Origin of the sequence: Pseudonocardia sp. Ae717_Ps2 (assembly GCF_001932475.1) — a bacterium.
Lineage (GTDB): Bacteria > Actinomycetota > Actinomycetes > Mycobacteriales > Pseudonocardiaceae > Pseudonocardia.
In genome coordinates, this window is record NZ_MCIS01000001.1 from 5612719 (window position 1) to 5631805 (window position 19087).

The window sequence follows — 19087 nt, forward strand, 5'->3', positions numbered from 1 at the left end:
GGTCAGCGGGACCGGTCGACGAACCCGGCGCCGGCGATCCGCAGGCCGCTGCCGCCCGCCATGCGGAGCAGCCCGGCCATGGCGATGACCAGACCGACCATCTCGAGGGTCTCCTCGGTGCCGGCCAGGACGTTGTAGGTGAAGGACTGCACGTCGCCGGTCTGCTCGAACAGCGCCCCACCGGCCGACTCCAGCCCGACCGCGCCGAGCAGGAACACCGCCGCCCCGGCGACGACGAGCCAGGCCCCCGGCCGGCGCAGCACCATCGGCAGGCACAGCACCGCGACCACCGCGACGAGCGCCACGGCCGGGATGATCCAGGCGTAGGTCAGGAAGCCGCTGGTGCCGAACGTGGTGTGGATGATCCAGCCGACCTGCTCGTGGTTCGCGGCGGTCTCGTCCATCGCGACGACCGCGCAGGACAGGCTGAGCAGGATCCAGCGCCACCGCTCGCGGCGCACCGAGTTCGCCGCGATCAGCGCGAGCAGCGCCGCGTTGGTCAGGTGCAGCGCCGAGCTGAACCAGGTCGAGATGTTCAGCTCGGTGCCCAGCCGGATCGGGGCCGGGATCTCGAAGCCGGGCCGCCCGATGCCGTAGACGGCGGCGCCGTAGTGGGCCAGCGCCAGCACGGCGACGATCGCGGCGGCGGTGCCGACGACCGGCCCGCGACGCACCAGCGCCAGGTGCGGTGCGCCGGGCGCGGCGGCCTGAGCCTGCGGTGACGGCTCCGCGGGGGCCGGGCTCGCGGCCCCGGAGGCCCCCGCGGGCCGCGGACCGGCCCCGGCGTCCTCGGTGACGCGCGGGATGACGACCGTGGCCGGGTCGTCGTCGGCGCTGTGCGCGCCGCCGCCCTGGGCGCCGCGGCCCCGGGCGAGATGGTCCTGGGCGGTCATGTCCCCTCCTCTTCACCGGCGGCCGGGCGGCATCAGCAGGCGACGTCGACTCCGACCGCAAGGTGGCTGGAAGGTAAACGAGCGTATGACCGCCGGGAAACGCCGGGTCAGCTCCAGGGGCGCGCGGAGCGGGTGCGCCAGTAGCTCTCGGCCGGTTCGGCCAGCGCGGCGAGCTCCTCGGCCACGTCCGCCGGCAGCGTGAGCTCCGCGCCCGCGAGGTTCGACGCGAGCTGGTCGGTCCCGACCGGGCCGAGCAGCACCCGCCACGCCCACGGGTTCGCCAGCGCCGCGGCGACGGCGATCCGGTCCAGCCCGATCCCGGTCCGCGCGGCCAGCGCCGCGGCCGCACGGGCGCCCTCGGTGCCGTCCTCACCGCCCGGGGCGAGCCTGCCGTTGGCGAAGACCTCCTTCAGGATCACCCGGGCCCCGGCGTCGGCGGCCTCGGCCAGCGCCGGACCCACCGAGGGTTCGAGCGGGTTCCAGGTGCTCTGGAACGAGGTGAACAGCGGCTCGCCGTCCACCCGGACCTCCAGCGCCCGGCGCACCGCGTCGGCCTGGGCGGGGCCGGAGGTGGAGATCCCGACCCGGATCCCCCGGTCGCGCAGGTGGGCCATCGCGCGGTGGACGCGCTCGTCGTCGAGGACGCCGGTGTCGAGCGTCGCGGAGTGCACGTGGTAGATCCCGAGGTGGTCGCCGAGCAGCTGGTGGCTCATCGCGTACTGCTCGGTGAAGGCGTCGAGCGAGTGGTCCTTGATCTCGTGGGTGTCGGCGTCGGTCCGCCACCCGCCCACGTAGCGGTAGCCCCACTTCGAGCCGATCTCGACGGGGTCCTCGCCGCCGGTCACCCCGGGCCGGTCGGCGAGCCAGCCGGCGAGGAACTCCTCGGCGCGGCCGTAGGAGCGGGCGACGTCGACGTAGCGGACGCCCGCGGCGTACGCGGCGTCGAGCAGGGCACGGGAACGGTCGCGCAGGTCGGCGACGTCGCGGGCGTCGCCGAGCTCGGCGGCGCGGCCGGAGGTGATGTAGGCGGGGCGGGCGATCGCGGCCAGGCCGAGACCGAGACGGTGGGCGGGGGCGGGCATGCCCCCAGCCTGCCCCACCCGACGCCGGCGCCCCACCCGACGAAACACCTGTTGCACGCCGGTGGCGGCCCGGTACCGTCACCCGGCATGACCGACGCGCCGTCAGCCGGCTGGGTCCTGCTGCTCGCGCAGCTGCCCGCCGCGCCCTCGAGCCCACGGGTCACGCTGTGGCGCCGGGCCCGCGCCGCGGGCGCGGTGGGCCTCCAGAACGGCGCGTGGGTGCTGCCCGCGACCGACGAGCACCGCACGTTCCTGGAGGGGCTCGCGACCTACGTCCGCGAGGCCGGCGGCACCGCGTTCGCCCTCGACGTCGCCGCCGGGAGCAGCGACGAGGGCATCGTCGCCCGGATCCGCGCCGAGCACGGCAAGGAGTTCGCCGAGTTCACCGAGCGCGGCGAGGCGCTGCTGGCGGAGCTGGCGAAGGAGTCCTCCCGGGACAACTACTCCTTCGCCGAGCTGGAGGAGAACGAGCAGGACCTGGAGCGGCTCACCCGCTGGCTGGCGACGATCTCGTCGCGGGACTTCTTCCCCGACGAGCGCGGCAAGGACGCCGAGGCCCTGCTCGACCGCTGCCGGCACGCACTCGACGCGTTCACCGCCGCCGTGTACCGCGCCGAGGGCGTGGCCCCCGACCTGCCACCGCGTACGGACTGAGGCCGTGGGCAGCCGGTGAGCACCGGGGCGCACGCCGCGACCGGCGCGGCGGTGGTGGACGACCTCGGCACGGACGCCGTGCGGGGTCTGACCGACGCCGAGGCCACAGCCCGTCACCGGCGGCACGGCCCCAACCGGTGGGTGGTCCCGCGCCGGGTCACCTTCCTGCGGGTAATGGCCGACGAGGTCACCGAGCCGATGATGCTGCTCCTCGCGGCGATCGCGGTGCTCTACGGCGTCTGGGGCAGGTTCGACGACACCGTCGCCGTCGTCGTGATCATCGCGGCGGTCGTCGGGGTCGAGGTGTTCGCCGAGTTCCGGGCGAAGTCGGTCATCGCCTCGCTGGGCGAGCTCACCGCCCCGACGACGCCGGTGGTGCGCGACGGGAGCACCGTCTCGGTCGATGTCACCGACGTCGTGCCCGGCGACCTCGTGCCGCTGGCCGCGGGCTCGCGGGTGCCCGCCGACCTGCGCCTGGTCGAGTCCTGGGGTCTGCGCGTCGACGAGTCGACCCTCACCGGGGAGCCCGTCGCCGCCCCCAAGGACGCCGCCAGGGTGCTGCCCGGCGACGCCGCGCTGGCCGAGCGGACGAACCTGGTGTTCGCGGGGACGACGGTCGTCGCCGGGCGGGCCCGCGGTGTCGTCGTCGCGACGGGGACGGCCACCGAGCTCGGCACGCTGACCGGGCTCGTCGTCGCCGCGCGACCGCCCCGGACCGCGCTGCAGCAGGCCATGCGCGAGCTCGCGGGCAGCCTCGCGACGCTGGCGATCGCGTTCAGCGTGCTCGTCCCACTGATCGGGGTGCTGACCGGTCGGCCGTGGCGGGAGATGGTGCTGACCGGGCTCACCCTGGCCTTCGCGACGGTCCCGGAGGAGCTGCCGATCATCGTCAGTCTGGTGCTCGGGCTCGGCGCGCACCGGCTGTCCCGGCGACGCGGGCTGGTCCGGCGGCTGCGCGCGGCGGAGGCGCTCGGACTGGTGACGGTGCTGGCCACCGACAAGACCGGCACGCTCACCCGCAACCGGATGGCCGTCGCGCGGGTCGAACCGGCTCCGGGCACGGACGGCGACACCGTGGTCGCCCTCGGCGCGGCCTGCACCGAGACCGCCCCCGAGCCCGACGGCGGCTGGTCCGGCGACCCGACCGACGTCGCGTTCCTGGTCGCCGCCCGCGACCGTGGCCTGCCCACGCCCGCCGAGCCGGTCGCCCGGTTCCCGTTCGACCCCGGCCGGGAGACGATGACCGTCGTCCTGCCCGCCGGCGCCTCCGGCACCGCCACCGTGGTGACCACCGGCTCGCCGGAGTCGGTGCTGGCCCGGTGCGCGGCGCCGTCGCCGGAGACCGCGGGCCGGGTCGCGGTGCTCGCCGCCCGCGGCCTGCGCGTGATCGCGGTGGCGAGCAGGCCCGCGCCGCAGGTCCCGGCGACGGTCGGCGCCGCCGAGCGCGACCTCGTCCTCGCCGGGCTCGTGGCGCTGTCCGACCCGCCGCGCCCGGGTGCCGCCGAGGCCGTCGCCGCCGCACGACGGGCCGGGGTGCGGGTGGTGATGCTGACCGGGGACCACCCCGCATGTGCCCGGGCCGTCGCCGCCGAGGTCGGCATCGACCCCGACCCGGTGCTGACCGGCCGCGACCTCGACGGTCTCGACGACGCGACGCTGGCCGCCGCCGTCGCGTCGACGCCGGTGTTCGCCCGGGTCACGCCCGCGCACAAGCTGCGCCTGGTCACGGCGCTGCAGGCCGGCGGGGAGGTGGTGGCGGTGACCGGGGACGGCGTGAACGACGCCCCCGCGCTGGCCCGGGCCGACGTCGGGGTGGCCATGGGCTCGTCGGGCACCGACGTGGCCCGCGAGGCGGCCGGGCTCGTGCTGGCCGACGACGACGTCTCCACCCTCACCCGTGCCCTGCACGAGGGCCGCACGCTGCACGGGAACCTGCGCAAGGGCGTCGCCTACTACCTGGCCTGCAAGGCCGGGCTGGTCGCGACCGTCGCCGCCGGGGTGCTCACCGGGATGGCCGTGCCGTTCACCCCGATCCAGATCGTGGTGCTGGAGATGTTCATGGACATCGCGGGCAGCGCGACCTTCGCCGCGGAACCCGCCGAGCGCGACGCCATGACCCGCCCGCCACGCGACCCGGGCGCACGCTTCCTGGACCGGGCCCTGCTCGGCGACCTCGCCGCGGGGGCCGTGGCGCTGTTCGTCGCCGTCGGCGGGCTGTACCTGGTGACCGCCTCGCAGACGGTGGCGTTCGTGGCGTGGCTGTCCGGGCACCTGGCGCTGGCCTGGGTGATGCGGACCGAGCGGACACCGGTGCTGCGGTCGGGTCTGTTCGCGAACCGGTTCCTGCCCTGGTGGACGGTGGTGACCGCCGCGGCCGTGTGGGTGGCCACGACGGTGCCGGCGCTGCGGGAGACGCTGCGGCTGACCCCGCTGACCGGTCCGCAGTGGATCGCGGCGGTGCTCGTGCCGGTGGCCGCGGTCGCGGTGCTGGAGCTGCGCAAGGCCGGCCGGCGGCGGGCCGCCACGGCACGCCCGGCGGGGTGATCCGTGCTAGACCACCGGTCGTGAACGGATCGGTCCTCTCCCGCCCGGCCCCCGAGCCGCCCCGTGTCGTCGCCGTCGGCGACGACCCCGACCAGGTCATGGACCTGTGGCCGGACGGCGGGCCAGGCCGCCCGCTGGTCGTGCTGGTGCACGGCGGGTTCTGGCGGCCCCGGTTCGACCGGGTGCACCTGCGGTCGACGGCGGGTGCGGTGAACGCGCTGGGGCTGCCCGTCGCGTCCCTGGAGTACCGCCGGGCGCCCGGCGACCCGGACGCGACCGTCGCCGACGTGCTCGCCGGACTGCGGGCCGCCCACGCGATCGCCGGACCGGTCGTCGCGGTGGGGCACTCGGCGGGCGGGCACCTCGTGCTGCACGCCGCGGCCGTCGAGCCGTCGCTGATCAGGGCGACGGTGTCGCTCGCCCCGGTCGCGGACCTGGCGCTGGCCGACGCGGAGAACCTCGGCGACGGCGCGGTCCGCGCCTATCTCGGCGGCCCCGCGGCCGGGCGCACCGACCTGGACCCGGCGGCGGGCCCGACCCCGCCCGGACCGGTGACGATCGTGCACGGCGACGCCGACGAGCGCGTCCCGCCGGCCGTCTCCCGCTCCTACGCCGGCCGGCACCCGTCGGTACGGCTCGTCGAGCTGCCCGGCTGCGACCACTTCGCGGTGGTCGACCCGCTGTCGGCGGCCTGGCGGACGGTGACCCGGGAGATCCTGGCGGCGGCGACGTGAGCGCGCCCGGCGGCCTGCCCCGTCACCAGCTGACGATGACCGTGCTGATGACGCCGGACATGGCGAACTTCTCCGGCAACGTCCACGGTGGCGCGATCCTGAAGCTGCTCGACCAGGTCGCGTTCTCGTGTGCGAGCCGCTGGGCCGAGACCTACGTCGTGACGCTCTCGGTGGACCGGGTCCGCTTCCGCGAGCCCATCTACATCGGCGAGCTCGTGACGTTCCAGGCGTCGGTGAACCACACCGGGCGCAGCTCGATGGAGGTCGGCATCCGGGTCACCACGGAGAACATCACCGAGCGGACCCAACGGCACGCCAACAGCTGCTACTTCACGATGGTCGCGATGGACGAGCACCGGCGTCCGGTCCCGGTCCCGGAGCTGGTCCCGTCGAACGACACCGAGCGCCGTCGCCGGGACGACGCTCGCCGGCGTCGCGAGGTGCGCCGGGCCGGGGGCTGACCCCGGACACGACGGTGCCCCGGGACCACGTCGTCCCGGGGCACGTCGAGGTGCGGAGAGATCAGCCGATCGAGTCGCCCGCGCCGGAGGTCTGGCCGCAGCTGTCGGACTGGTCGGTGGCCGAGTCGCCGGAGACGGCCTTGGCCTTGCCACCCAGGCCGAGGGCCCCGGTGATGCCGCTCAGCAGGTTCGCGTCCTCGACCGGGACCTGCACGCCCAGGACGTTGACCGGGATGTTGTTGTTGCAGAGCTGGATCGGCACGTTGATGTTGTTGCCGCTCAGGCCACCCGCGAGCAGGCCCTTGGCGTCCTTGTCGATGTGGCCCGACTCGTGCTTGCCGTGGTGCTTGGCGGAGTCGCCCGCGTAGTCGCCGGCGAAGGCCAGCGGGGAGACGGCGAGCAGGGACGCGGCGGACGCCGCGACGATGATTCCGGCCTTCTTCAGCACAGTTCTTCTCCTGATGAGGTGTCAGGGCCGTGGTGAAGGCCCCGTTCCATGTCGGCACGCTGACAGAAAGGGGGGAGCCCGTGCCGACTGGCTGCGAATCTAGCGGGGCGGGAGTGCCCGAACAATTCTTCTACCACCATCGGGTGGCCAAATCACTTTCCGTTCGGATACTCCCACGATGGGGTCGGATGTGATCGAGGCGAATCGCCCGGAACGCCACCCGAACCGGCGACGACGACCACGGCGGGTGCCCGCGGGCCCCACTCCGGACACGGACGTGCCCCGGAGCCGCGAAGGCCCCGGGGCACGTCAGCGAGAGGATCCGGTCAGTTGACCGAGTCGCCCGCGCCGGCCTCCTGGCCGCAGTTGTCCGACTGGTCGGTGACGGAGTCGCCCGACTTGGCCTTGCCCTCGCCCAGGATGCCGGCGCCACCGGTGAGGCCGTTGGCCGCAGCCGCGTCCTCGACCGGAACCTGGACACCCAGGACGTTGACCGGGATGTTGTTGTTGCACGCCTGGACCGGAACCTGGGCGTTGTTGCCGTTCAGGCCGGCAACGAGGCCCTTCGCGTCCTTGTCGATGACGCTGTCCGAGCCGGCGAACGCCAGCGGCGACAGGCCGATCAGGGCGACGGCGGACACGGCGGCGACGAAACCGGCCTTCTTCTTCTGCACAGTCTTCTCCTGGTGAGTCACGGATCCATGCGGATCCGGGCACGTGCCGGTCCGACGACAAAGGGGGGAGCTCGAACCGGCTGAGGAGAACGATAGGGGGCGGAAAGCGCACGGATCAACCCGGGAAACACCATCGTGGGGAACAATCACCGAGGGTCAGTTATTCACACGATACGGTTTCGTCGCCGAGTCGGCCGTTCTGCACGACGACGGTACGAAACCCGGCGCCCCGGCCTCCCGGCCGACGCCGACCGGCGGGTCGGGAACCGACGACACGTCCTGGACCCTGACACGGACGGCCGGCCCGTCGACCGTGTCACCGTCACCGTGTCACCGTCACGCGGACGCGACCCGGCCGAGCCTCAGCGCCGACACCAGGAAGAAGACACCACCGAGCAGGGCGTAGCCGGCGACCCCGGTCAGGGACGCCTCGCCGCCCGAGGCCATCAGCACGAACGAAGCGCCCGCGACGACCGAGAGGGACCCGCTCGCGATCATGGCCCCCTGGCCGCCCGCCGCACGACGCCGCAGGGCGACGACGAGCTGGGCGACCCCGGCGACGACGGCCCAGGCACCCCAGACCCGCAGCACCGCCGGCACGCCCGAGCCGAGGACGACGACGAGCCCGACGGCCGCGAACCCGCCCAGGACGATCGTGGCGTACAGGCCCGGAGCCACCCCGGTCGCACGCGAGGAGCGGGCGTCGATCACGGCGGCGGCCACGTCCACCAGCGGGTAGAGCACCAGCAGCGCCGCGGTCAGCGGGCCGACCTCCGCCGCGTTCGGCAGCAGCAGCGCCGCCCAGAGCAGCGCGAACGCGAACCGCGCGAGGTACAGGCGCCGTAGGGCGACGGTGCCGTCGACCGGCCCCGGGCGGGGGGTCCGCACGGTGCGCCGACCGGTGGTGGGCGAGCTCGACATGATGCCTCCTGGAGGGAGAAAGACCGTTCTTCCTATGAACCCGAGCATGCACGCCTGACTCGCCATAAGCAAGACCGATCGTTCTTTCTGCTAACGTGGGGCCGTGGCTGCACCGACACGCACGACGTCCGGGGCCGGGCGCTCCGAGGCCCGCGAGCGGCTGCTCGCGACGGCGAGCGGGCTGTTCTACCGCGAGGGCATCCGGGCGGTCGGTGTGGAGCGGATCCTCGCCGAGACCCCCACCACGCGCGCCACGTTCTACCGGCACTTCCCCTCGAAGGAGGCGCTGGTCGTCGCCTACCTGCGCGGCGTCGACGCCCACACCCGCGCCGCCCTCCAGGACGCCGTCGCCTCGGCCGCCACCCCCGACGACGCCGTCCGCGCCGTCGGCACCGCGCTGGTGGACGACCTGACCGGTGCGGACTTCCGGGGGTGCGCGTTCCTCAAGGCCGCGGCCGAGTTCCCCGACCCGGAGGACCCCGTGCGCCGGGTCGTCGCCGAGCACCGCAGCTGGTACGTCGCCAGCCTCACCGAACTGTTCGCCAGGGTCTTCGGGTCCGCACCGGGGCGCGGGCGACCCGAGCACGCGGCCCAGCACTTCCTGATGATGCGCGACGGGGCCATGGCCGGTGCCGACATCGACGGGGCGGGCCACGTCGGCGCCGCGTTCCGGCGCGGGCTGGAGGGGCTGCTCACGCTGACCCACTGAGGCGGCGATCGCGGGCCTGCTGCACCCCGAAGTCCGTGCACTCCGCCGGGCCGGAAGGACGGCGATCCGACGCCAGGCAGGGCGATGTGCGGCCGCCGGCGCGGCTCGTCGACAGGGCCGGGACGACAGCGCCCCGGCATCACGTGCGCAGAAGTGCCACGAGCGCGTCGGGCCGGTCGAGGGGCACGATGTGCCCGCAGTCGTCGAGCAGGTGCCCGTCGAGGACGTCGGCGACCCCGCGCAGCTGGTTCTCCAGCGCGCGACCGACCGACGCGGCGCCGACCGCGGTCGTGGGCACCGTCAACCGGGCCTCGGCCACCGCCGCGGCGAGCTGCCGTCCCGTCTCGGGCAGCGCCCGGTAGACGGCGAGCGCGCAGCGGAGGGCGTCCGGGCGCGCGAACGCGTCGGCCATCGCGGCCCGCAGCGCCGGACGGATCCCGCGCCCGCGGGTGCCCTGGTCGAGGAACCACCCGGCGTAGGCGGCCTCGTTCCCGCGCAGCACGCTCTCCGCCAGCCCCGGAACCCGGTGGAAACCGAACCACCACGGGGGTCCGCCCTCGAAGAACTCCTCGGCGCCGGGGAGTGTCCCCAGGGTCGACTCGACCAGCACGAGCCGCGCGACGAGGTCCGGGCGGCGCAGGGCGAGCAGGAACGCGGCGGGGACACCGGCGTCGATCGCCACCACGACCGCCGGCGCGGCTCCGAGGGCCACGACCAGCTCCTCGAGGTCGCGCGACAGGGTTCCCGCGTCGAGCCCCTCGGCCGTGCGGGTGCTCGCCCCGAACCCGCGCAGGTCCGGCACGACGACCCGGTGGTCCTCCCGCAGCGCGTCGCGCACCTCGGACCACACCAGGCCGGTGTGCGGGAAGCCGTGCACGAGCACCATCGGCGGCCCCTGCCCCACCTCGTCGACGGCCAGCTCGACCCCGTTGACGGCGACCATCCGCACGACGACCTCCCAGTCGGTAACTTCTGGTGACCAGATCACCTAAGCTCACCGACCATGGAGACGGAAGACGGCACGTCGACGGCACCTGGTGAGCCCGGGGTGACCGACCCCCGTCGCGGGGACCTGTTCTCCCCGGACTGCCCCACCCGTCGCCTGCTCGACCGGCTCGGCACGAAGTGGACCTCGATGGTGGTCGGATCGCTGGCCGACGGCGGAGAGCTGCGGTTCACCGAGCTGCGACGACGCGCACCGGGGATCTCCCAGAAGATGCTGTCCACGACGCTGCAGAACCTCGTGCTCGACGGCCTGGTCGCCCGGCGCGTCGAGGACACCGTCCCGCCACGCGTGCACTACCGGCTCACCGAGCTCGGTGCCTCCCTCGAGATCCCGCTCTCCGCGCTGCGCGAGTGGGCGCAGCAGAACATGGCCCGCATCGACGACCACCGCACACGGACCGAGGCGTCCCGCACGGGCCGATGAGCACGGGCGCCCGCCGTCAGGGACCCGCCGGGACCAGGGACACCGCACAGGAGCGGATCCGGTCGAGGTCGACGTCGTCCGCGAGCGTGACCGGATCCGGTCGACGAGGGAGGGGCGGGCGAACCCCGAGCAGGCAGCTCATCACCTCCGGGTACACGGTCCGTGCCACGAGAGCCCGGGCAGTGGCGTCGGCCGCCTCGGGCGCGAGACCCGTGCGCTGTTCGAGATACGCCGCCAGCCGCGCGGTCGGGATCTCGACCACGGACTCGTAGTCGCGCTGCGCGGCGTCGACGCCCTGTTCTGGCTCATGCCTCCCGACCTCACCGCACCCGATCCCGTCACCGCCTCCCGCGACGCGAGCCGCCCCGGCGCGGAGGCCGTCGCCACACACGGCGTCGGCCACGTCGTCGGGGTCTCCGCCCTCGGTCGTGGCACCCCGCTCGCCCACCGGGCCGGCCACGTCACCGGATCGCTGGCCATGGACGACCTCTTCGCCGCCACCAGCCACTACCGCGCGCTGGCCAACCCCACCTTCATGGACAACACCCTGCGTGCAGCCGGCGCCCTCCACGACACCGCGACACTGACGTCGACCACGGCTCCCGACCACCGGCTGCCCCTCGTCGCGACCCGCGACATCGCCGACGCCGCCGCCCACCTCCTGCTCGACCGCTCCTGGAGCGGGTTCGCCGAGACACCGTTGCTGGGCCCCGAGGACCTCTCCGGCAACGACATGGCAGCCGTGCTCTCCGACGTACTCGCCGACCTCCTCGGTCGACCGGTGCGCTACACGCAGACGGACCCGGAACTCGCCGGCCGCGCGATGCTCGACCACGGCGCATCCCCCGGCATGGCACGTGCCATGGCCGACATGGCCACCGCGAAGAACGAGGGCCTCGACGAAGGCGTCACCCGCACTCCCGCCACGACCACTCCGACCACCTACCGCGACTGGTGCACCGAGAACCTCAGGCCGGTCATCGCCGCCCTCGGGCCCGCCCGGGACGCCCGACAGGAGACGGCATGACCCTCATCTGCATCGAGGAACACGCCCTGCACGGCCCGACCGACACCGCGGCCGGCCCCACGCTCGGGCAGCAGGCTCCGTATATGTCCGGGCAGAGCAGGAGCGACGCGCCCGTGCCCCGCGTCGACGGACGGCATCCCGCCGTCGACATGGACACCGCCCGACGGCTCGGCGCCGACCTCGGGGCCGGCCGCATCGACGACATGGACCGGCACGGCATCGACATGGCCGTCGTGTCCTGGACGAGCCCCACCCAGCTCGCTCCCGGGGACGCCGCGGTAGAGCTGGCCCGCGCGGCCAACGACCGTCTCGCCACCGCGGTCTCCGAGCACCCCGACCGTCTCGCCGGATTCGCGACGCTGCCCTGGCAACGTCCGGCCGAGGCGGTCGCCGAACTCGACCGTGCCGTCGGGGAGCTGGGCCTGCGCGGCGTACTGATCGTCGGACGACCCGGTGCCGGGTTCCTCGACGACCCCGTCCACCGGCCGCTCCTGCGCCGCCTCGCCGACCTCGGCGTGCCGCTCTACCTGCACCCCTTTCCTCCGCTGCTCGAGGTGCAGCAGGCCTACTACTCCGGCTTCAACGACAAGGTCACCGCGGAACTGTCGCTCGGCGGATGGGGCTGGCACCACGAGGCGGGAATCCACGCCCCGCGTCTCGTCCTCGCCGGGATCTTCGACGAGCTCCCCGGCCTGCAGATCATCAGCGGACACTGGGGCGAGATGGTGCCGTTCTTCCTCCCGCGCCTCGACGACGTCCTCTCCCCCGGCGACACCGGACTGTCCAGGACCATCAGCGACACCTACCGGTCCCACGTCTGGGTCACCCCCAGCGGCATGTACCACCGGCCCCAGTTCGACTACGTCCGCGAGGTCGTCGGCATAGACCGCATCATCTGGTCGACCGACTACCCGTTCCTGCACCTCGACGGCACCCAGGAGTTCCTGAGCGGACTCGATCTCTCCCACGGGGAACGCGAGCAGATCACCCACGGCAACGCCGCCCGACTCCTGGGTCTCTGACGACGCGGCGGCGCCGACGGCCCGTGGCGCGGCGGACGGGAACGGTCGGCGGGCCTCGGGGAGGGGCATCGAGGCCGCTCTCCGTCGGACGCCCGTCGCGCTCGGCCACCGGACGCTGTTCGGGCTAGTCGGGCTGTTCGGGCACCAGGAGGTGGACCGCGACGGCGATGCGCCGGCGATAGGCGTCACGGGTCTCCACCTGGTGCTTCACGCCCACCGATGTGCTGATCAGGGTGTCGGCGATGTCGACGGCCCTACGGCGGTCGACCGTCCGGGCGAGTGCGTCGACGATCAGCTGCCGGAACCTGGCGGGCGCGGTCTCGACGATCTCACCGAGCAGGTCCGGGTTGGTGGCGACGACGTCCTCGACGTCGCGCGCGGGGCCGACGTAGCGGCCCGCCCAGTGGTCGAACGCGTCCACGATCCGGTGGCGCAGCGGTTCGGCGGTCGACGCGAGCGAACGTTCCGCGGCTGCGAGGTCGCGGTCCAGAGCGTGGGTCGCCGCGGCGCGGAACAGCTCCTGCTTCGAGGAGAACAGGAAGTAGAGACCGGGCCGGGAGATCTCCGCCGCGCGCGCGACCTCGTCCATGGACGTCTTCCGGTAGCCGAAACGGGCGAAGCTCAGCAGCGCCGACTCCAGCACGCGCTCACGACGGCCGACCGCCTCCGACGCTGTCACGGGCCGAGTCTAGCTGCCGCTGATCGCACTAGGCAGAAAGTGTTCATCTTGTACAGTGTGGGCATGCGTCGCGGCCTCCGCTCCACACCCTTCTCCGCCACCAGCACCGCCGACGACGTCCTGTCGGGGCACGACCTGACCGGCGTGCGCGCCGTCGTGACCGGGGCGTCGTCCGGGCTCGGGGCCGAGTCCGCCCGCGCCCTGGCCGCCGCGGGGGCCGAGGTGACCCTGGCCGTCCGCAACACCGTCGCCGGTGCGGCCGTGGCCGCCGACATCGCCAGGTCGACCGGGAGGCCGGCGCCCGCGGTGGCACCGCTCGACCTCGCCGACCGTTCGTCGGTCGAGGGGTTCGTCGCGGCGTGGCGCGGCCCGCTCCACCTCCTGCTCGCCAACGCCGGGGTGGTCACCGGGGGTCTCGAGCGCACCCCCGAGGGCTGGGAGCTGCAGTTCGCGACCAACCACCTGGGCCACGTCGCCCTGGCGACGGGCCTGCGCCGCGGGCTCGTCGCCGGCGCCGCGGATCAGGGCGGAGCGCGGATCGTCGTGGTGAGCTCGACCGCGCACATGCGAGCGGACGTGGACTTCGACGACCTCCACTTCGACGACCTCCACTTCGACCGCCGCGCCTACGACCCCCAGATCGCCTACGCACAGTCGAAGACCGCGAACTCCCTCTTCGCGGTGGGGGCGACCCGACGATGGGCCCGGGACGGCGTCGTCGCGAACACCGTCAACCCCGGCGGGGTCGCCACCGGGTTGCAGCGGAACTTCACCCGTCGTCAGAAGGACTCCCTGGCCGCCGCGGAAGCAGCAGGAGTGTTCACCTACAAGACCGTCGAGCAGGGAGCGGCGACGAGCATGGTGGCCGCGGTCGACCCGCAGTTCGCGACGTCCGGAGGCCACTACCTCGACGACTGCCAGGAGGCCTACGAGGTCCCGAACGACGCCGACCTCGCCGACCACCCCCACGGCGTGAAGGCCTGGGCGCTCGACCCCGACCGCGCCGACCGGCTGTGGACGGTGTCGGAGCAGCTCCTCCGTCCATGAGCTCGTAGGTGCCCGCTCAGCGTTCTCCCTGCGCAGCTGCGCGGACTCCTCGAGCTCCTCGGTCGTCGAGCGGGCCGGCGCCACGGACGCGGTCCAGCAGCGCGACCGGGTCGTCGGGCGCACTCGCTCCGCGCCACGCCACGTGGCCGTCAGGTCGGACGAGCACCATCGGCGCCGCATAGAGCCGGACGACGGCAGGACGGTCGATGCGCAGCACCCTCAGCGGCACCCCGAGGGCGCTCGCGGCACGGACCATCGGAGCCGGGTCGGCGGTGGCCGTGGCGACCAGCACGAAGCCGTGGCCGAAGTGATCGAGGGTGGAGCTGCCGTCGGGGAGCCAGGCGTGCGGCGCGCGGCACCCGGGCCAGGTCGAGGGAACATAGGCGTCCGGCTCGTCCGGCGGCTCGGGGGTGCCGTCCGGCAGGCAGATCGGCGAGCCGGCGTAGCGGTGGCTGAGCTGCACCCCGATGCTGCGGAACTCACGTCCACGCAGCCGTTGGATGAGATCGCCGGTCACTCTGCGCGCCTGCGCGCCGACGTCGTCCGGGCGATCGAGGAGCGGGTCGGGGGTCAGCCGGGCGTCCGAGGTCCAGTTGCTCGACGCCTCGGAGACGTTGCGCACCGCCACCGGGCGTCGCTCGATCTCGTAGCTGTCCAGCAGGTCGGAGCCGCCCCAGCCGTGCAGCACGGCCGCGAGCTTCCAGCCGAGGTCCACGGCGTCACCGATCCCGGTGTTGGCGCCGAAGCCGCCCTTGGGCCACAGCAGGTGCGCGGCGTCGCCCGCCAGGAACACCCGGCCGTCCCGGTAGCGGTCGGCCACGACCCGGTGCCCGCTCCACGGCTGGGCCCGCAGGATCTCGGTCTCGATCGGCTCTCCGACGGCCTCGTGCACCCAGCGGACGGCGTCCCCGTCGGCCGGCTCGTGGTCGAGGTAGACCGACAGACGCCACTCGTCGACGCCGTCGACGACCGTGATGTAGGGCCGCTTCTCCGAGGCGAGGGTCTGGATCTGTGCCGCCCGCCCGCCGGCGCGCTCGATCAGCAGCTCCCGCAGTCGCGGGGCCCGGAAGTGCACGGCGAAGTTGTGGCCCTGGGCGAAGTCGCCGGCGAGCTCGATCCCGAGCGCGCGCCGGATCCCGCTGCGGCCGCCCTCGCAGCTGACGAGGTAGGCCGCCGCCTCGGTCCGTTCGACGCCGGTGACGACGTCCCGGACGCGGGCGGTCACCCCGTCGGCGTCCTGGGTGAAGTCCTCCAGCCGGTTCCCGTGGGCGATCTCGACGGCCGGCAGTCCGGCCGCGATCCGCTGCAGCAGCGGCAGGAGGGAGAACTTCGAGATGAATGCGGGGCCCTCGGGGGTCACGTCGGCGTACTCGCCGGGGCTGGAGTTGGTGACCCCGTAGTCGAACTCGGTGAGCACGTGCCCGACCACCTGGGTCATGAACAGGATGCGGTGCGGGTGGTCCGGGCCCGGCAGGCACTCGCGACGCGCCTCGGCCGCATGGCCCCATCGCCGCAGGTGCTCCATGGAGCGGGAGAAGATCGCCTCCCCGGCCGGGAAGACCACCGACCCGTCCGTCTCGTCGACGAGCAGCACCGGCACGTTCCGCCAGCCGAGCTCGATGGCCGTGCAGAGGCCCACCGGGCCGCCGCCCACCACGATCACGCGCCCCGGCCCGGTCGTCCGGTGCGCGCTGTCCGCTGCAGGTCGTGTCACTCCGGCACCTCACACGTCGTCGTCGATCGAGCTGGGCACTGCCGCCACCGGGAGCGGCGGGAGCGCCGCCGCCGTGCGTTGACACCCGCCATGGAAGCACTACTCTTGAGTCATACTCAAGAGAGGAGCTGCCCATGGGTCTCATGCTCGACGACGACGTCAGCCAGTGCCGGCAGCACGTGATCGGCTACCACCTCGCGATCGACCGGGGACGGGCCACCACGGGGATCGACGCCTTCACCGACGACGCGGAGTTCGAGATCCGCGGCGAACGGCTCCACGGGCGCGACGCGATCCTCGAGTTCCTGACCCGCCGGGAAGCCATGCCGGACCGGCAGACGGCCCACCTGATCAGCAACGAGCACCTCGTCGAGCGCAGCGCCGACGAGATCACGCTCGGCTGCCTGGTGCTGCTCCACCTGCGCGGTGCCGACGGCACCTACGACCTCGAGAAGATCCTCGACACCACCCACACCCTGCGCCGCACGGCCGAGGGATGGCGCATCGCGCGACGGACCTCGCGTCCGTTGCACGGACCCACCGGAGGTGCGGCATGACCGCCGCGACCGACCGGCCCGCACCGGGGCAGACCTCGACGCGGGCCGTCCCGCTGCAGATGGCGGAGCTGGTGCTGAAGACCGGGCGCTTCGAGCAGATGCACGCCTGGTACTCGCACGTCCTGGGCGCCGGCCCGTTCTTCGAACGCACCCCCGCCCCGGACGCCCCGCCCCGCCCCGCGGGCATGCCCGAGCGCGCGGTGGACGTCCGCCTCGCCTTCTTCCCCGTCCGGGACGGTCAGGTCCTCGCCCTGTTCGGGATCGACTCCCTCGCGGGCGTCGATCCCGCCGGGCCGGGCCTGCACCACTTCCAGTTCGGCGTCGCGTCCCTCGCCGACCTGATCGCCCAGTTCGAGCACCTGCGGGCCGCCGGAACCCATCCGCACCGCGCGGCCAACCACGGTCAGGCCACGAGCTTCTACTTCCGCGATCCGGACGGCAACGTCGTCGAGTTCTCCTGCTCGAACTTCGACACCCCGGAACAGGAACGGGAGTTCATGGCGAGCCCGGAGTTCGCCGCGAACCCGTCCGGACTGGAGCTCGATCCCGACCGGTTCGCCGAGCACTTCCACGCGGGCGATCCGGACATCCTCGACCTCGACAACCAGGCGGTGGCCCGATGAGCGAGCCCGCGAGCGAATCATCGACACAGCGCCTCGCGCAGCGCCGACCGAGCGTCAGCGAGGGAGTGCGATGAGCAGGCTCGTCAGCACCACGAAGGGCATCGGCAGCCACGACGGCGAGACCGTCGCCCTGCTCGACGTCGACGCCCCCGACCTGGGCGAGGCCCTGCGCGCGGGGTACGACGTCGCGGACATCGCCGCGGCCACCGTGCGCGAGCGGATCCCCCTCGCGCAGGTCGAGCTGCTCCCGACGATCCCCAGGCCCTCGAAGATCTGGGCCGTCGGCTTCGCCTACGCCGCGCACCGCAGCGAGGTCGGGCGCACCGAGCACCCGGACGAGCCGCACATCTTCCTGAAGGCGCCCTCGTCGGTCATCGCCTCGGGGCAGGCGATCCGGTTCCCGCGGGTGGCGCCCGAGCACGTGGACTACGAGGGCGAACTGGCCGTCGTCGTCGGGCGGCGCGCCACGGACGTCGAGGTCGGCGACGCGATGAGCCACGTCGCGGGCTACACCATCTGCAACGACGTGAGCGCCCGGGACGTGCAGAAGGGCCTCGTCCCGGGACGCGGCGCGGACGTGAGCGCGGCCAAGAGCTTCGACACCTTCACCCCCATGGGGCCGTGCCTGGCCACCCTGGACGAGTTCGACGATCCCGGAGACCTGCACCTGCAGACCTGGGTCGACGGCGAGCTGCGCCAGGACGCGCGCACCTCCGATCTGATCCACCCGGTCGGACCCCTGATCTCCTACCTGTCACGGCAGACGACGCTGGAGCCCGGCGACGTCGTGATGACCGGGACCCCGGCGGGCGTCGGGCATCCACAGGGGCGCTACCTGCGGTCCGGCTCGGAGGTGCGGATCGCGATCGAGGGGATCGGCACCCTGGTCAACCGCTGCGCCTGATCGACCGCTGCGCCTGATCGACCGCTGCGCCTGATCGACCGCTGCGCCTGATCGACCGCTGCGCCTGATCGACCACTGCGTCTGATCGACCACTGCGCCCGAGTCGCGCGGCCGCCGCGGTCGGGCGGGCTCAGTCCGACGGGACCGGCGCCGGCAGGTCGCGGGCGCGGGCGGAACCCAGGACCGACTCGAGGAGGAACCGCATGAGCTGAGCACCCGGGCGCGGCGGCGCGCCCTCCACGTTGAAGCCCTCGAAGAGGGTGACGGCGGTGTCGGCGACGAGCTCACGATCCACCGACGGGTCGTCGAGGTCGTCGACCATCTTCCGGACGAGGTCACGGATCCAGTCGAGGAAGCGGTCGTGGGCCTCGCGCACGGCTTCGGACTGCAGGAGCCTGCCGTGCATGGCCTGGTGCAGCGGCCGGAACACGCGCATGTCGTTGAGACCCCGGACCAGGTGCGACATCGGGTCGTCGTCCGCGTGGTCCTCGTCGAGGATGCGGATCTCCCGGCTGAGCATGCGGTCCATGACCGCGGCGAAGACGTCGTCCTTGGAGGGGAAGTACCAGTAGACCGCCGCCGGCGCGACGCCGGCGGCGCGGCTGATGTCGGCCATCGTGGTGCCGGCGTACCCGTTGCTGAGGAACAGCTCGGTGGCGACCGCCAGCACCTCGGCCTTCCGCTCCTCGCGCGGGATGTGCTGCCTGTTCCGGGGCACGGCCGATCGCCTCCTTCGGGTGCTCCGCGCGGCGCAGAGGCGGCTCCAGCTTAGCCATCCGCGGCGAGACGGTCGGAGGTACCTCTTGATCGATCCTCATCCTCTTCGCCGAGATGCCGCCGATCCCGCAGCCAACCGCACCACAGCGACATCCTTGACACTGCTCTTGATCGCCATTCATCATTCGTCCCCATCGCAGCGGCACGGCCCGGCGCGTCCCTCCGCCCGCCGGTTTCCCGACCCCACC

At 73.5% G+C, this 19087-nt stretch carries 22 protein-coding genes; 12 read left to right on the forward strand and 10 right to left on the reverse strand.

Features of this window, described 5'->3' with window-relative positions:
• Positions 1-2 precede the first annotated feature (2 nt).
• Positions 3-893, reverse strand: a complete 891-nt coding sequence (locus Ae717Ps2_RS25855; protein WP_020627436.1) for a hypothetical protein — start codon at positions 891-893, stop codon at positions 3-5.
• A gap of 107 nt (positions 894-1000) precedes the next feature.
• Positions 1001-1975: an aldo/keto reductase gene (locus Ae717Ps2_RS25860; RefSeq protein ID WP_075309537.1), complete on the reverse strand. Its 975-nt coding sequence runs from the start codon at positions 1973-1975 to the stop codon at positions 1001-1003.
• An 87-nt stretch (positions 1976-2062) separates the two neighbouring features.
• On the opposite strand from Ae717Ps2_RS25860, the gene Ae717Ps2_RS25865 reads away from it, so the two are divergent.
• The 4 genes from Ae717Ps2_RS25865 to Ae717Ps2_RS25880 are packed head-to-tail and all read left to right on the forward strand — an operon-like array spanning position 2063 to position 6368.
• Positions 2063-2629 (forward strand): Chromate resistance protein ChrB, encoded by a 567-nt coding sequence (locus Ae717Ps2_RS25865; protein ID WP_075309535.1) that lies wholly within the window; start codon positions 2063-2065, stop codon positions 2627-2629.
• Positions 2630-2644: 15 nt separating this feature from the next.
• Positions 2645-5173, forward strand: coding sequence for a cation-transporting P-type ATPase (locus Ae717Ps2_RS25870; protein WP_083695375.1), 2529 nt, complete (start codon positions 2645-2647; stop codon positions 5171-5173).
• Positions 5174-5193: 20 nt separating this feature from the next.
• On the forward strand, positions 5194-5907 hold the full coding sequence (locus Ae717Ps2_RS25875; RefSeq protein ID WP_075309533.1) for a S9 family peptidase: 714 nt from the start codon (positions 5194-5196) through the stop codon (positions 5905-5907).
• Positions 5908-5942: 35 nt separating this feature from the next.
• Entirely contained in the window at positions 5943-6368 is a 426-nt protein-coding gene (locus Ae717Ps2_RS25880) for an acyl-CoA thioesterase (RefSeq protein ID WP_043282665.1), read from the forward strand.
• Between the two features lie 61 nt (positions 6369-6429).
• Here Ae717Ps2_RS25880 and Ae717Ps2_RS25885 read toward each other — a convergent pair whose 3' ends face one another.
• The 3 genes from Ae717Ps2_RS25885 to Ae717Ps2_RS25895 form a co-directional block, all read right to left on the reverse strand.
• Positions 6430-6816, reverse strand: coding sequence for a hypothetical protein (locus Ae717Ps2_RS25885; RefSeq protein WP_020628221.1), 387 nt, complete (start codon positions 6814-6816; stop codon positions 6430-6432).
• 326 nt (positions 6817-7142) lie between these two features.
• The gene (locus Ae717Ps2_RS25890) at positions 7143-7490 is read right to left on the reverse strand and encodes a hypothetical protein (RefSeq protein WP_020628222.1); all 348 of its coding nucleotides are present in this window, start codon (positions 7488-7490) and stop codon (positions 7143-7145) included.
• A gap of 336 nt (positions 7491-7826) precedes the next feature.
• Positions 7827-8411 carry a hypothetical protein gene (locus Ae717Ps2_RS25895; protein WP_233147680.1) on the reverse strand — a complete coding sequence of 195 codons (585 nt, stop codon included), beginning with the start codon at positions 8409-8411 and terminating at the stop codon, positions 7827-7829.
• Between the two features lie 103 nt (positions 8412-8514).
• Between Ae717Ps2_RS25895 and Ae717Ps2_RS25900 the strand changes: the two genes are divergently transcribed.
• Positions 8515-9120, forward strand: coding sequence for a TetR/AcrR family transcriptional regulator (locus Ae717Ps2_RS25900; protein WP_075333988.1), 606 nt, complete (start codon positions 8515-8517; stop codon positions 9118-9120).
• A gap of 139 nt (positions 9121-9259) precedes the next feature.
• On the opposite strand, the gene Ae717Ps2_RS25905 is transcribed toward Ae717Ps2_RS25900, so the two are convergent.
• On the reverse strand, positions 9260-10063 hold the full coding sequence (locus Ae717Ps2_RS25905; RefSeq protein ID WP_075309529.1) for an alpha/beta fold hydrolase: 804 nt from the start codon (positions 10061-10063) through the stop codon (positions 9260-9262).
• Between the two features lie 60 nt (positions 10064-10123).
• Here Ae717Ps2_RS25905 and Ae717Ps2_RS25910 point away from each other — a divergent pair, with 60 nt between their 5' ends.
• Positions 10124-10549 carry a helix-turn-helix domain-containing protein gene (locus Ae717Ps2_RS25910; RefSeq protein WP_075309527.1) on the forward strand — a complete coding sequence of 142 codons (426 nt, stop codon included), beginning with the start codon at positions 10124-10126 and terminating at the stop codon, positions 10547-10549.
• 16 nt (positions 10550-10565) lie between these two features.
• Here the strand turns inward: Ae717Ps2_RS25910 and Ae717Ps2_RS36390 are convergent, their stop codons facing one another.
• Entirely contained in the window at positions 10566-10952 is a 387-nt protein-coding gene (locus Ae717Ps2_RS36390; protein ID WP_139318895.1) for a hypothetical protein, read from the reverse strand.
• 75 nt (positions 10953-11027) lie between these two features.
• Here Ae717Ps2_RS36390 and Ae717Ps2_RS25920 point away from each other — a divergent pair, with 75 nt between their 5' ends.
• Together Ae717Ps2_RS25920 and Ae717Ps2_RS25925 are read left to right on the forward strand one after the other, a co-directional pair.
• Positions 11028-11576, forward strand: coding sequence for a hypothetical protein (locus Ae717Ps2_RS25920; RefSeq protein ID WP_139318894.1), 549 nt, complete (start codon positions 11028-11030; stop codon positions 11574-11576).
• A complete protein-coding gene (locus Ae717Ps2_RS25925) occupies positions 11573-12598 on the forward strand; it encodes an amidohydrolase family protein (RefSeq protein ID WP_075309521.1) in 1026 nt (341 codons plus the stop codon). The genes Ae717Ps2_RS25920 and Ae717Ps2_RS25925 overlap by 4 nt, the downstream gene beginning before the upstream one ends.
• A gap of 124 nt (positions 12599-12722) precedes the next feature.
• Here the strand turns inward: Ae717Ps2_RS25925 and Ae717Ps2_RS25930 are convergent, their stop codons facing one another.
• Entirely contained in the window at positions 12723-13277 is a 555-nt protein-coding gene (locus Ae717Ps2_RS25930; protein ID WP_198932231.1) for a TetR/AcrR family transcriptional regulator, read from the reverse strand.
• A gap of 63 nt (positions 13278-13340) precedes the next feature.
• Between Ae717Ps2_RS25930 and Ae717Ps2_RS25935 the strand changes: the two genes are divergently transcribed.
• The gene (locus Ae717Ps2_RS25935) at positions 13341-14324 is read left to right on the forward strand and encodes an SDR family NAD(P)-dependent oxidoreductase (RefSeq protein WP_075334378.1); all 984 of its coding nucleotides are present in this window, start codon (positions 13341-13343) and stop codon (positions 14322-14324) included.
• Positions 14325-14340: 16 nt separating this feature from the next.
• Here Ae717Ps2_RS25935 and Ae717Ps2_RS25940 read toward each other — a convergent pair whose 3' ends face one another.
• On the reverse strand, positions 14341-16038 hold the full coding sequence (locus Ae717Ps2_RS25940; RefSeq protein WP_198932232.1) for an FAD-dependent monooxygenase: 1698 nt from the start codon (positions 16036-16038) through the stop codon (positions 14341-14343).
• A gap of 134 nt (positions 16039-16172) precedes the next feature.
• Between Ae717Ps2_RS25940 and Ae717Ps2_RS25945 the strand changes: the two genes are divergently transcribed.
• The 3 genes from Ae717Ps2_RS25945 to Ae717Ps2_RS25955 all read left to right on the forward strand — a co-directional run bounded on the left by Ae717Ps2_RS25945 (position 16173) and on the right by Ae717Ps2_RS25955 (position 18122).
• Positions 16173-16595 (forward strand): nuclear transport factor 2 family protein, encoded by a 423-nt coding sequence (locus Ae717Ps2_RS25945; RefSeq protein WP_075309517.1) that lies wholly within the window; start codon positions 16173-16175, stop codon positions 16593-16595.
• The gene (locus tag Ae717Ps2_RS25950; protein WP_075309515.1) at positions 16592-17218 is read left to right on the forward strand and encodes a VOC family protein; all 627 of its coding nucleotides are present in this window, start codon (positions 16592-16594) and stop codon (positions 17216-17218) included. The genes Ae717Ps2_RS25945 and Ae717Ps2_RS25950 overlap by 4 nt, the downstream gene beginning before the upstream one ends.
• A 70-nt stretch (positions 17219-17288) precedes the next feature.
• Positions 17289-18122 carry a fumarylacetoacetate hydrolase family protein gene (locus tag Ae717Ps2_RS25955; RefSeq protein WP_075333989.1) on the forward strand — a complete coding sequence of 278 codons (834 nt, stop codon included), beginning with the start codon at positions 17289-17291 and terminating at the stop codon, positions 18120-18122.
• Positions 18123-18252: 130 nt separating this feature from the next.
• Here the strand turns inward: Ae717Ps2_RS25955 and Ae717Ps2_RS25960 are convergent, their stop codons facing one another.
• Positions 18253-18840: a TetR/AcrR family transcriptional regulator gene (locus tag Ae717Ps2_RS25960; protein WP_075309513.1), complete on the reverse strand. Its 588-nt coding sequence runs from the start codon at positions 18838-18840 to the stop codon at positions 18253-18255.
• Positions 18841-19087: the final 247 nt, after the last annotated feature.